The organism is Streptomyces sp. LX-29 (assembly GCF_029541745.1).
Classification (GTDB): domain Bacteria; phylum Actinomycetota; class Actinomycetes; order Streptomycetales; family Streptomycetaceae; genus Streptomyces.
In genome coordinates this window covers 4,065,201-4,077,385 of the sequence record NZ_CP089746.1, presented here as the reverse complement: position 1 = coordinate 4,077,385, position 12,185 = coordinate 4,065,201, and the positions used below count along the sequence as shown (strand labels likewise).

11 protein-coding genes are annotated in these 12,185 nt (G+C 73.5%); 3 read left to right on the top strand and 8 right to left on the bottom strand.

The features are described from left to right. Positions 1-1,008: 1,008 nt before the first annotated feature. Both LRS74_RS17580 and LRS74_RS17575 read right to left on the bottom strand, forming a co-directional pair. Complete coding sequence (locus LRS74_RS17580) at positions 1,009-2,295, bottom strand: adenylosuccinate synthase (protein ID WP_277741892.1); 1,287 nt, start codon at positions 2,293-2,295, stop codon at positions 1,009-1,011. Between the two features lie 207 nt (positions 2,296-2,502). Then, a complete protein-coding gene (locus tag LRS74_RS17575; RefSeq protein ID WP_277741891.1) occupies positions 2,503-2,694 on the bottom strand; it encodes a hypothetical protein in 192 nt (63 codons plus the stop codon). 3 nt (positions 2,695-2,697) lie between these two features. Between LRS74_RS17575 and LRS74_RS17570 the strand changes: the two genes are divergently transcribed. Beyond that, positions 2,698-3,693, top strand: coding sequence for a hypothetical protein (locus LRS74_RS17570; protein WP_277741890.1), 996 nt, complete (start codon positions 2,698-2,700; stop codon positions 3,691-3,693). Positions 3,694-3,793: 100 nt separating this feature from the next. Here the strand turns inward: LRS74_RS17570 and LRS74_RS17565 are convergent, their stop codons facing one another. Further along, positions 3,794-4,426 (bottom strand): MarR family transcriptional regulator, encoded by a 633-nt coding sequence (locus LRS74_RS17565; protein ID WP_277741889.1) that lies wholly within the window; start codon positions 4,424-4,426, stop codon positions 3,794-3,796. Positions 4,427-4,531: 105 nt separating this feature from the next. Between LRS74_RS17565 and LRS74_RS17560 the strand changes: the two genes are divergently transcribed. Continuing rightward, positions 4,532-5,452 carry an ABC transporter ATP-binding protein gene (locus LRS74_RS17560; RefSeq protein ID WP_277741888.1) on the top strand — a complete coding sequence of 307 codons (921 nt, stop codon included), beginning with the start codon at positions 4,532-4,534 and terminating at the stop codon, positions 5,450-5,452. After that, entirely contained in the window at positions 5,449-7,104 is a 1,656-nt protein-coding gene (locus LRS74_RS17555; protein WP_277741887.1) for an ABC transporter permease, read from the top strand. The genes LRS74_RS17560 and LRS74_RS17555 overlap by 4 nt, the downstream gene beginning before the upstream one ends. Before the next feature lie 72 nt (positions 7,105-7,176). Here LRS74_RS17555 and LRS74_RS17550 read toward each other — a convergent pair whose 3' ends face one another. From LRS74_RS17550 to LRS74_RS17530, 5 genes are all read right to left on the bottom strand, one after another. Next, positions 7,177-8,388 carry a cytochrome P450 gene (locus LRS74_RS17550; RefSeq protein ID WP_277741886.1) on the bottom strand — a complete coding sequence of 404 codons (1,212 nt, stop codon included), beginning with the start codon at positions 8,386-8,388 and terminating at the stop codon, positions 7,177-7,179. Beyond that, on the bottom strand, positions 8,385-9,320 hold the full coding sequence (locus tag LRS74_RS17545) for an alpha/beta hydrolase (RefSeq protein WP_277744800.1): 936 nt from the start codon (positions 9,318-9,320) through the stop codon (positions 8,385-8,387). Before LRS74_RS17545 ends, LRS74_RS17550 begins: the two co-directional genes overlap by 4 nt. Before the next feature lie 41 nt (positions 9,321-9,361). After that, a complete protein-coding gene (gene kynU, locus LRS74_RS17540) occupies positions 9,362-10,612 on the bottom strand; it encodes a kynureninase (protein ID WP_277741885.1) in 1,251 nt (416 codons plus the stop codon). Then, a complete protein-coding gene (locus LRS74_RS17535; RefSeq protein WP_277741883.1) occupies positions 10,605-11,495 on the bottom strand; it encodes a tryptophan 2,3-dioxygenase family protein in 891 nt (296 codons plus the stop codon). The genes kynU and LRS74_RS17535 overlap by 8 nt, the downstream gene beginning before the upstream one ends. 270 nt (positions 11,496-11,765) lie before the next feature. Beyond that, positions 11,766-12,179: a DUF3151 domain-containing protein gene (locus tag LRS74_RS17530; protein WP_277741882.1), complete on the bottom strand. Its 414-nt coding sequence runs from the start codon at positions 12,177-12,179 to the stop codon at positions 11,766-11,768. Between the last annotated feature and the right edge of the window lie 6 nt (positions 12,180-12,185).

The following is a 12,185-nucleotide window of genomic DNA, read 5'->3' as shown; positions in this document are numbered from 1 at the left end:
GTGGCGACGCTGCTGATCGCGGGCGTGGCCGCGGTGGCGGTGCTGCGCGGGAACGACAAGGACAAGGACGACCAGGCCAAGCCCAAGGGCAAGACCTCGGCGAGCAGCGGCCCGGCCACCGGCGACCCGAAGTCGCCCGCCACCCCCTCCGCCTCGTCCTCGCCGTCCGACGCGGCCACGCGCCCCGCGACCACCGGTGACGTCCCGCAGGGTTACCTGGGCGCGTGGGAGGGCGAGATCTACGAGAACGACGAGCCGACCGGCAAGGTCCGCCGGATCGTGCTCGCCCAGGGCACCATCGGCTCGCAGGTCGCCGACACGCTGACCTCGACCGACGAGTCGTTCTGCCAGGGCGCGGGCACCCTGAAGTCGGTGGAGAGCCTGCTCGTCATCGACACCGACGTGACCACCAGCGTGCCCGAGGGCTCCTGCAGCCCGATCGGCGAGCAGACCCTGAAGCTGCGCGACGACGGCTCGATCGCCTGGAGCCGCAAGGACGACTCCGGCGAGGCCACGCTGCGCCGGGTCGCGCAGGACGACACCCCGATCCCCGACGCCTACCTGGGCACCTGGCAGGCGAAGGACGCGTACGGCGAGAAGAACGCGATCCTGAAGCTCGTCATCAAGCAGGGCGTCCACGGCACCCCGGTGGCCGAGACCTCCTGGCAGAGCGACAAGGCCGACTGCGAGGGCAACATGCGGCTGGTCTCGGTGGCCGAGGACGGACTCCGCCTCAGCACCGAGGAGGTCGTCAAGGAGACGCCGGTCGACAGCTGCACCCCGGAGGAGGCGCACACCTTCACCACGGCCGGCGCGAACAAGCTGCGGTTCCAGTACGTCGACTCCAACACCAGCGAGACCGGCACCGTGACCTTCACCCGCCTCGACTGACCGCCCACCGCGGCCGCCCGGAACGGGAAACGGCGCGCCGGCCGACTGCTGTCGGCCGGCGCGCCGTTTCTCATGCGCCCGAAGGCCCCTGTGCTTCGAGGGGCCGGTGCCCGGGGGCTAGGACAGGAACGAGTTGATCTCGATCGTCTCGTCCCGGCCCGGGCCGACGCCGATCGCCGAGATCGGCGCGCCCGACATCTCCTCCAGGGCCTTCACATACGCCTGCGCGTTCTTCGGCAGGTCGGAGAAGGACTTGGCCTTGCTGATGTCCTCGGACCAGCCCGGCAGCATCTCGTAGATCGGCTTCGCGTGGTGGAAGTCGGTCTGGCTGTACGGCAGCTCCTCGACCCGCCGGCCGTCGATCTCGTACGCCACACACACCGGGATCTGCTCCCAGCCGGTGAGCACGTCCAGCTTGGTGAGGAAGAAGTCGGTGAGGCCGTTGACCCGGGTGGCGTAGCGCGCGATGACCGCGTCGAACCAGCCGCAGCGCCGGTCCCGGCCGGTGGTCACACCGCGCTCGTGGCCGATGGTGCGCAGCTTCTCGCCGTCCTCGTCGAACAGCTCCGTCGGGAACGGACCCGCGCCGACGCGCGTGGTGTACGCCTTCAGGATGCCGATGACGCGGCTGATCTTCGTCGGGCCCACGCCGGCGCCGGTGCAGGCGCCGCCGGCGGTCGGGTTGGAGGAGGTGACGAAGGGGTACGTGCCGTGGTCGACGTCGAGCAGGGTGCCCTGGCCGCCCTCGAAGAGCACGACCTTGCCCTCGTCGATGGCGTTGTTCAGCACCAGCGTGGTGTCGGTGACGAAGGGCCGCAGCTGGTCCGAGTAGGCCAGCAGCTCCTCGACGACCTGCTCCACGGTGATCGCGCGCCGGTTGTAGAGCTTGGCGAGGATCTGGTTTTTGAAATCGAGAGCCGCCTCCACCTTCTGCTGGAGGATCGACTCGTCGAAGATGTCCTGGACGCGGATGCCGACTCGGTTGATCTTGTCGGCGTACGTCGGGCCGATGCCGCGCCCGGTGGTGCCGATCTTCCGCTTTCCGAGGAAGCGTTCCGTCACCTTGTCGATGGTCGTGTGGTACGGAGTGATCAGATGCGCGTTACCGCTGAGCAGCAGCTTGGACGTGTCGACGCCACGCTCGTTCAGCCCGCTCAGCTCGGAGAGCAGGACCGCCGGGTCGACGACGACGCCGTTGCCGATGACCGGGGTACACCCCGGCGAGAGGATTCCGGAAGGGAGGAGGTGAAGCGCGTACTTCTGGTCGCCGACGACGACCGTGTGGCCGGCGTTGTTGCCACCCTGGTAGCGCACCACGTAGTCCACTGAGCCGCCGAGCAGGTCGGTGGCCTTTCCCTTGCCCTCATCACCCCACTGAGCACCGAGCAGCACAAGTGCGGGCACAGGCGTACACCCCTTCCGGGCGGGGCATGTCCAACGTGCGCAGTGGCTGTGCCACCACAAGAGCCGTCGAACCGGTGCCCCGGATAGACGAAGCCCCTGGCGCAACAGCGACAGGGGCTCTTGCACCGAGAGATTACCTGAGGAAGGACCGAGGTGTCGGCTCCAGACCCTGCCGGAGACTCTCCCCCCGACGTCCGGGAGTCCCCGCTACTCGTGATCATCGACCCGCTCGCGCGCCGTGTCGACGGCGAATCCGTGCGGATCGCGAAAGATGTTCTGTGTGCCGGCGCACAGACGAAAATCCTTCTTCCGGACGGGCCGGCCGAGGTGGCGCGGGCGCTGGCCCGCAGGGGCAGCCGGCGCCCCGTCGTGATCGGCGACGACCGCGCGTTGCTGCACGTCGTGCGGCTTCTGCACCAACACCGCGAGCTCGCGGACGCGGCGCTCTCCATGGTCCCGGTCGGCACGTCGCCCTCGGTGGCACTCGCGCGTTCACTCGGCGTGCCCACCGGCGCCGTGGCCGCCGCGCGCACGGTCCTGGACGGCCGGGAGCGCCGGCTGGACGTGCTGGTGGACGACAGCGGCGGAGTGGTCCTCGGCGGTCTGCACATTCCCTCGGGCGGCGCCGCGTACGGCGCCTACGACCCGCCGTTCGACGGCCATGACCGGCGCGCCGCCCATCCGGACCAGGACGGTTACGCCGACGACGTCGAGGACGGTGCGGGGCACGGCGGGTACGGGGCGTATCCGCGGGGCGGCGCCGCCTCCCCACCGCACGGGACCGGGGACGGCTCCCCCGACCGGACGTACGACGGCGACCGCGCGGGCGGGCCTGGCCCGCGCGGGATCCCCGGCGCACGGGACCGGGACCGGCCCGGGGACGGGGAGCGGCGCGGGGGCGTGACGCCGGACGCCGCGTCGCCCGAGCCCGGTGTCGGCGACGACGGCCTCGCCGGGACCGGCGGGCCGTCCGGGTCCGACGGCGGCGGTGGATCGGCGGCGGACCGGCACCACGCCTGGTGGTCCCCCGCCGCCCGCACCGCGCGCTCCGCGCTGGCGCTGCTCACCCTCCCGGTGCCGGGTCTCGGCCCCGGAACCGCGCGCCGCCGCGGCCGGGAGCCGGGGCAGCGGCTGCGGGTGGAGGCGGACGGCGTGCTGCTGGCCGACCTCGACCAGCCGGTGGAGCGGATCACGGTCTCCACGCCCGGCGCGGGCCTGGCGGAGGTGCTGGTCCGCTCGCACGCCGCCGAGGCCCCGGTGCGGGCCAGGGCCCGCGCGATCACCGTCTCCGGCCCCGATTTCCGCTACCGCGCGGACGCGCACATCGCGGGCCCGGTCCGCACCCGCACCTGGACGGTCCTCGGCGAGGCGCTGCGCCTGCTGGTTCCGCACCCGTAACCCGGGCGGCGCGTCCGCGCGGCCGTGCGGACGCGGAGGAGAGCCGCGCGGCCGCGGGAGCGCACCGCGCGGGCGGCGCGCCGCACCGAGGCGAGCCGGCTCAGCCCTCCCGGGCGGCCGTGGCCCGGGGGTGCGGGCCCGCGCCGGACTCGGACGCGAGGACCTCGGACCCGGCGATCTCGGCTGCGACGGTGTCGGACGCGGCAAGCCCGGGTGCGGCGGCGGTCGCGGGTGTCGCCGCGAGAGCCTCGCGGCGGGCGGCCTGGTACGCGCGCCAGCGGTCCATCATCGAGAGCATCTCCCCCTGGAGGAACTCGAAGAAGGCCGCCGTCTCAGCCACCCGCTCACCGGCCGGAGTGCCCGGTCCCAGCGACGCTGCGCCGTCCCGCAGGGTGGACTCCCAGCGGCTCAACAACTGGTCGCGGCGGGTGAAGGTCTCGTACCAGAGCTCGTTGTGCAGTCGGTAGCGGTCGCGCCGAGAACCGGGGTCGCGCTCCCGGCCGACCATGTGGACCTGGCTGAGGTAGCGGATCGCGCCGGAGACCGCCGCCGGGGAGATCTGGAGCCGCTCGGCGAGCTCGGCCGAGGTCAGGGTCCCGCTGTCGGAGGCGAGCAGCGCCGCGAAGACCCGGGCCGCCATCCGCTGCATCCCGGCGTCGGCCAGCTCGCCCGCGAACCGCTCGACGAAGCGCGACACCGCGTCCTCATCCCGCTCGTGCGCCCTCTCCGCCATCTCCGCCACCCTTCGCCGCCCACTCTCGCACCACCGCTGAGCCGCCCTAAGTTTAAACACTTTCTTATCTTCACAAATTTGTGAAACCACAGTAACTTCAGAACCATGACGACGGCTATCACCGTGTCCGGCCTGCGCAAGTCCTTCGGCCGGACCCATGCGCTGGACGGTCTCGACCTGAGCGTCGAGACCGGCGAGGTGCATGGCTTCCTGGGCCCCAACGGCGCCGGGAAGTCCACCACCATCCGGGTCCTCCTCGGCCTGATACGCGCCGACCGCGGCGCCGCCCAGGTGCTCGGGGTCGACCCGTGGCGCGAGGCGGTCGCGCTCCACCGCCATGTGGCGTACGTGCCCGGAGACGTCACGCTGTGGCACAACCTCAGCGGCGGCGAGGTGATCGACCTCTACGGGCGGCTGCGCGGCGGCCTGGACCGGACGCGCCGCGCCGAGCTGCTGGAGCGCTTCGAGCTCGACCCGACGAAGAAGGGCCGCACCTATTCGAAGGGCAACCGGCAGAAGGTCGCCCTGGTGGCCGCCTTCGCCTCGGACGCCTCGCTGCTGATCCTGGACGAGCCCACCTCCGGCCTCGACCCGCTCATGGAGGAGGTCTTCCAGCGGTGCGTCGGCGAGGCCCGGGACCGCGGCTGCACCGTGCTGCTCTCCAGCCATGTGCTCAGCGAGGTGGAGGCGCTGTGCGACCGGGTCAGCATCATCCGCAAGGGGCGCACGGTCGAGTCCGGATCGCTCGCCGACCTGCGCCACCTCACCCGGACCTCGGTCACCGCCGAGCTGGCCGGCCCGCCCGACGGGCTCTCCACCCTCCCCGGCGTCCACGACCTGACCGTCCAGGGCCGGCGGGTGCGGCTCCAGGTGGACACCGACAAGCTGGACGGGGTGCTGCGCCGGCTCGGCGAGTCGGGGGTGCGCAGCCTGATCAGCAGCCCGCCCACGCTGGAGGAGCTCTTCCTGCGGCACTACGCCGACGAGGACGCTGACGCGGTGCGCGAAGCGGGGACCGCCCGATGAGCGCCGTCTCCCCGTATCACGCCCACCCCCGGGCCACCCGCCGCTCGGACGAGCTCGCGGGCACCGGCCGGCTGCTGCGGCTCGCCCTGCGCCGCGACCGGGTGATGGTCCCGGTGTGGGTCTTCGCCATCGCCCTGATGGTGCTCGGCACCGCCGACTCCTTCAAGAACCTCTACGACACGGCGGCCGAGCGGGCCGACTTCGCACGGGACATGAGCGCCAACGGCTCGCTGCGCGCGCTGTACGGGGTGCTGTACGACGACTCGCTCGGCGGACTGGCCACATGGCGGGTGGGCGGCTACGCGGCCGTGCTGGCCGGCGTGATGAGCCTGGTGATCGTGGTGCGCCACACCCGTGAGGAGGAGGAGTCGGGCCGTCAGGAGATGCTCTCCTCCGCGATGGTCGGCCGGCACGCCCCGCTCACCTGCGCCCTGCTCACCGCCGCCGTCGCCGATGTCGCCGCGGGGGCGCTGGTGGCCCTCGGGATGGCCGCCCTCGGCGCCGGTGGCGGCGGCGCCGTGGCGCTCGGCCTCTCCGTCGCGACCACCGGCATGGCGTTCGCGGGCCTGGCGGTCGTGGTCTGCCAGCTCACCGAGAACACCCGGCTGGCCAGGGGGCTGTCCGGCGCCCTCGTGGGTCTGGCCTTCGCGCTGCGCGGAGCGGGCGACGCCGCCCAGGACACCCCGGGCACCACCTCCCCGCTCAGCTGGTTCACCCCGCTGGGCTGGGCCGCGTCGGTGCGCCCGTACGGGGACGAGCGCTGGTGGGTGCTGCTGCTCCCGCTGCTGCTCGCGGCGGTGGCCTCCGGCACGGCCTACGCGCTGGTCGGCCGCCGCGACCTCGGCGCCGGCTTCTTCCCGCCCCGCCCCGGCCCGGCCGCCGCGGGCCGCTCGCTCGGCGGCGCCTTCGGACTGGCCTGGCGGCTCCAGCGCGGCACCCTGCTCGGCTGGGCCCTCGGCTTCGCCTTGGCCGGCGCCGTCTTCGGATCCCTCGCGAACGGCGCTGACGAGCTGGTCGGCGACAACGAGAGCACGCGCGAGCTGTTCGAGCGGATGGGGGGACAACAGGGCCTCGCCGACGCCTTCCTGGCCTCCCTGGTCACCTCGCTCGGCCTGCTCTGCGCGCTGTACGCGACCGGCGCGGTGCTGCGGCTGCGCGGTGAGGAGACCGGCGAACGCGCGGAGCCGCTGCTGGCCCTGCCGCTGAGCCGGCTGCGCTGGGCGGCCGGCCACCTCCTCATCGCCTTCGCCGGCTCGGCCGCGGTGCTCGCGGTCGGCGGCACGGCGATGGGACTGACCTACGGGCTCGCCGCCGACGACCTCGGCGGGCAGCTCCCGCGGGTGCTCGGCGCGGCGCTGGCGCAGGTCCCGGCGGTGTGGACGTTCGCCGGGCTGGCCACGCTGATCGTCGGCGCGCTACCCAGGCTGGCCCCGGCCACCTGGGGCGTGGTGGGCGCGTGCATCGCCGTCGGCTGGCTCGGCCCGGCCCTCGACCTCCCCCGGGCGGTCCTGAACCTGTCGCCCTACGGCCATCTCCCCAAGCTGCCGGGCGCCGACGTCTCCGCCGCCCCGTTCGTCTGGCTGCCGGCCCTGGCGACGGCGTTCGCCGTGACCGGCCTGGCCGCGCTGCGGCGTCGCGACATGGGGGCGTGACCCGGGGCGTGACCTCCGGCGCGCCGAAGTCCGGGTTCTTGTCCACAGGCTGTGGACAGGAACCCGGCACGCTCACACCTCGACCCGCAGCTCCCGCAGCCCGCGGATGACGAACCCCGTCCACTCCGGCTCCGCCGCCAGCCGCAGCCGCGGGGCGCGGCGCAGCAGGGTGCCGAAGGAGGCGGCGAGTTCGAGGCGGGCCAGCGGTGCGCCGAGGCAGTAGTGGATGCCGGCGCCGAAGGTGATGTGCGGATTGTCCGCGCGGGACAGGTCCAGCTCGTCCGGGCGCTCGAAGCGGGCCGGGTCGCGGTTGGCGGAGCCGAAGAGCAGCGCCACCTCGCTGCCGCGCGGGATGACCGTGCCACCGACCTCGATGTCCTCCAGCACCCAGCGCTCGAACATCTGCAACGGCGTGTCGTAGCGCAGCAGTTCCTCGATCGCCGGCGCCAGCAGCGCCTCCGGTGCCGCGCGCAGCCGGGCCAGCTGCTCCGGATGGTGGAAGAGGGTCAGCCAGCCGTTTCCGGTGGAGTTGACCGTGGCCTCGTGTCCCGCGTTCAGCAGCAGCACACAGGTGGAGATCATCTCCTGCTCGGTGAGCCGGTCCTCCGCGTCGTGGGCCGCGATCAGCGCGCTGACCAGGTCCTCACCCGGCGAGCGACGGCGTTCGACGATCAGGTCCCGCAGATACGCGGTGAACTCCAGCGAGGCGCTCACCGCGCGGCGCGCGGTCTCCTCGCTCGGGTTCAGTTCGAACATCCCGCAGATGTCCGCCGACCACGGCCGCAGCAGCCCCCGGTCCGACTCCGGGATGCCCAGCATCTCGGCGATCACCGCCACCGGCAGCGGCTCGGCGACCGCCGCGATCAGGTCCCCGCCGCCCCGCGCGACCAGGTCGTCCACCAGTTCCTCGGCCAACCGCCGGATGGTGGGCACCAGCCGCTCGACCGTACGCGGGGTGAACGCCTTGGCGACCAGCCGGCGGATCCGGGTGTGGTCCTCCCCTTCGAGGTCGAGCAGGCCGCTGCCGTTGAGCGTGTGGAAGGGGCCGTGCGCCGCGGACGGAGCGGTCCGCCCGAACTCCTCGTGGCTGAAGCGGTGCAGATACGTCCGCCCCAACCTGCGGTCCCGCAACAGGGCGCTGACGTCGTCGTAGTGCGGGATCAGCCACTGCCGGGCGGGCTCGAACCAGTGCGCGCGGCCGCGCTCGCGCAGGCTCGCGTAGACCGGATACGGGTCCGCCGTGAACGACGGGGACCACGGGTCGAAGTCGGCGACGGTGTTCATGCTCCGGGAGCGTATCGCCGGACGATCCCCTCGATCTCGTCAGCCACGGTGCGGGCGGCCGCCGTCGCGGGGTCGATCGGCGGAAAGTGCCCCACGTCTGCCAGGAGCGTCAGCCGCACCGGCTGTCCGGCACGCTCCGCCGCGGCCGCGAACGCCTCCGCGACCCGCGCGGGCACGTCGGCGTCCCGAGCGCCCTGCACGATCGTCGTCGGCACGCCGGTGGGCAGCAGCGCGGCCGGGTCGGCGTACGGCAGCCGCCGCGGCAGGGCCGCCTCCCCGTCGAGCAGTTCGTCGACCGCGTCGGAGCACACGCCCAGCTCCCGCGCGACCGCGAAGTCGGCGATCGGAGCGAGGGCCACCACGCCACGTACGGCCGGGGCCGCGGCCGGGGCGCGCCACGGCGCGTCGGCCGGCAGCACATGCCGCGCCGCCGCCCACAGCGCGGCGTGCCCGCCCGCCGAGTGCCCGCACAGCACCATCCGTCCGGCGTCCACCCCGGTCAGCCCGAGCTCGGCCACCAGCCTCGGCACGGCGTCCACCGCCGCGGCGAGGTCGTCGAAGGTCTCCGGCCACCGGCCCGCCCGGGGCCGGGGCGCCGCGCCCGTACCCGGGGTCCTCGCCTCCGAGGCCGGCCCTCGCCGGTACTCCACCGACGCGACGGCCAGCCCTCGGCCGGCGAGGAAGGCGGCCAGCGGCGAGATGTGGAGACGGTCGTAGGGGGAGCGCCACGCGCCCCCGTGGAAGAGGACCACGAGGGGCGCGGGCGCGGACGCCGCGTCAGACGGTGGCAGATGGAAGTCCACCACCTGGTCCGGGTGCGGGCCGTACGAGCCGGTGGCGTCCGGCGCCACGGGCGGATGCGCGAAGGCGGACGCCTCCTCCGCCGCGTCGGCGACCGCGTCGGCGACCGCCGCCTGCGCGGCGGCCGACAGCGCGGGAGCCGCGGCCTCGGAGTCCGGCTCGGGCGGCACGGTCAGCCCACCTCCCCGACGTCCCGCAGCACCTCGCCGAGCACGCGCGCGGCGCGCTCCGCGTCGGCGAAGGAGGTGTACAGCGGGGTGAAGCCGAAGCGCAGCACGTCGGGGCGGCGGAAGTCGCCGACCACGCCGCGCCGGATGAGCTCGGCCATCACCGCAGCCGCGTCAAGGCAGCGGAGCGAGACCTGGCTGCCGCGCTCGGCGTGCGCGGCGGGGCTGACCGACTCCACCCTCCCGGCCGGGACGTGACGCTCGACGCAGGAGAGGAAGAAGTCCGTCAGGGCCAGGCTCTTGGCGCGCACCGCCTCGACGGTGACGCCGTCCCAGACGTCCAGCGCCGCCTCCAGGGCGAGCAGCGACAGGATGTCGGGGGTGCCGACCCGGCCGCGGAGCGCCCCGTCGGCCGGCCGGTACGCCGGGTCCATCCCGAACGGGTCGGCGTGCGAGTTCCAGCCGGGCAGCGGGGAGTCGAAGCGCGGCTGGAGCTCCCGCGCCACGTACAGGTACGCCGGCGAGCCGGGCCCGCCGTTCAGGTACTTGTACGTGCACCCCACGGCGAAGTCGACGCCATGGGCGTCCAGGTCCACCGGCAGCGCGCCCGCGCTGTGGCAGAGGTCCCACACCACGCGCGCCCCGGCCGCCCGCGCGGCGGCGGTGATGCCGGGCAGGTCGTGCAGCCGGCCCGTGCGGTAGTCGACGTGGTTGACCAGCACGACGGCGGTGCGCGGACCCACCGCGGCCGCGATCTCGCCGGGTGGCAGGGGCCGCGGCTCACAACCGGTCAGCCGCGCCGCCGAGCGGGCGATGTAGCCGTCGGTGGGGAAGGTCGTCTCGTCGACGAGGATCTCGTCACGGACGATGTCCCCCCGGTTGTCCCCGCGGGCGTCCTCCTGGGCGATCCGCACGGCCGCGACCACCGCCTTGAAGACGTTGACGCTGGTCGAGTCGCCCACGACCACCTGGCCCGGTGCGGCCCCGATCAGCCGGCCGACCCGGTCGCCGACCCGCTCCGGTGCGGTCCACCAGCCGCTCTCGTCCCAGGACCGGATGCGCAGCCGCCCCCACTCGTGGGTGACGACCTCCGCCAGCCGCGGGGCGACGGTGTGCGGCAGCGCGCCCAGCGAGTTGCCGTCGAGGTAGACGGTGTCGTCGTCGAGGGCGAAGCGCTCGCGGAGCTTGGCGAGTTCATCGCCGTCGTCCAGGCGGGCCGCCTCCGCGACGAGCTCGTTCGTGGAGTTCTCAGACATGGCTGCGCGCCGTCCACAGCTCGGGGAAGACGTGCTTGCCGGCCCGCTTCTCCAGCCAGGCCACGCCCGCCGAACCGCCGGTGCCGGTCTTGGCGCCCATCGCGCGCCGGGTGGCCACCAGGTGGTCGTTGCGCCAGCGCCACACCAGCTCGGCGACCTCGGTGAGCGCCTCGCCCAGCTGGGCGAGCTCGCCACCGCCGAGGCCGGTGGCCAGGGCGGGCTCGGAGTAGATCCGCTGCCAGGCGGCCTCGACCGACGGATCGGGCTGGTAGCGCTGGGTGAGGTCGCGTTCCAGGACGGACTCCTGGATCTCGAAGCCCCGGCGGGCCAGGTAGCGCAGCACCTCGTCGTAGAGGCTGGGCTCGGCGAGCGCCTTCTCCAACTCGGCGTGGACCCGCGGCGAGCCCCGGTGCGGGACGAGCATCGACGCGGCCTTGTCCCCGAGCAGGAACTCCATCCGGCGGTACATCGCGGACTGGAACCCGGAGCCCTCGCCGAGCGCCGAGCGGTAGCCGTTGAACTGCGCCGGCGTCAGTCGCGCCAGCGGCTTCCAGGAGGCGTTGAGCGCCTCCAGCTCATGGGTGGAGCGGAGCAGCGCGGCCATCGCGGCCGGCAGGTCGTCCTCGCGCAGCGCCTTGGCCGCGGTCTCCCACTCATGGACGATGACGGTGAACCACAACTCCATCACCTGGGTCGTCACCAGGAACACCATCTCGCCCGGGTCGTCGGAGAGCGGGTGCTGGAGATGGGTGAGGACGGACGCCTTCACGTAGTCCTCGTAGGGAGTGGTTCCTTCGAAGTCGAGGTTCGGCGTCTCGGAGTCGGCGCCCGGTACGGCGTCCGCCACCGGCTCGGCTTCGTACACGTCGGGGTCGTGCGACATCACTGTCTCCTAGTACAGCGTGCGTCCGGGTAGCGGTCCGCCCCTTCCTTCTCGGCATCGGAGCCCCGGTCCCCTCTCGGGCCACGCGTCCGGCCGGACCAGCGTGCCCATGCGCATCATGCGTGCCGCGAGCGCGTACGACAAGGGCCTGCCTGATCGATATACGGAACAGGCAGGCCCCGAATGCGGACGGTCATCGGACACGTTCGCTTGTGTTCGCTTGAAAACGCTCAGCAGCGGAAAACGCCCTCGGCGTTGACCCGGACGGGTTCAGGAGAGGGTGTCCGCCGCGGTCGGCGAGCTGTCCCGCAGGAACGTGGCGCAGCGCTCGTACTCCTCCTGCTCCCCGATGGCCTGGGCGGCGCGGGCGAGCGCGTGCAGCGACCGCAGGAAGCCGCGGTTCGGCTCGTGCTCGAACGGCACCGGCCCGTGGCCCTTCCAGCCGTTGCGGCGCAGCGCGTCCAGCCCCCGGTGGTAGCCCGTGCGGGCGTACGCGTAGGACTCGACGACCCGCCCGGCCTCGAAGGCGTCGTCGGCGAGCTGCGCCCACGCCAGCGAGGATGTGGGGTACTTCGCGGCGACCTCGGCGGGGGCCGCGCCGGACGCGAGCAGCTCACGCGGCTCGGGGTCGTCGGGCAGGTGGGTCGGGGGCGGTCCCCCGAGCAGGTTCTCGTGAATGGCCATGACCTC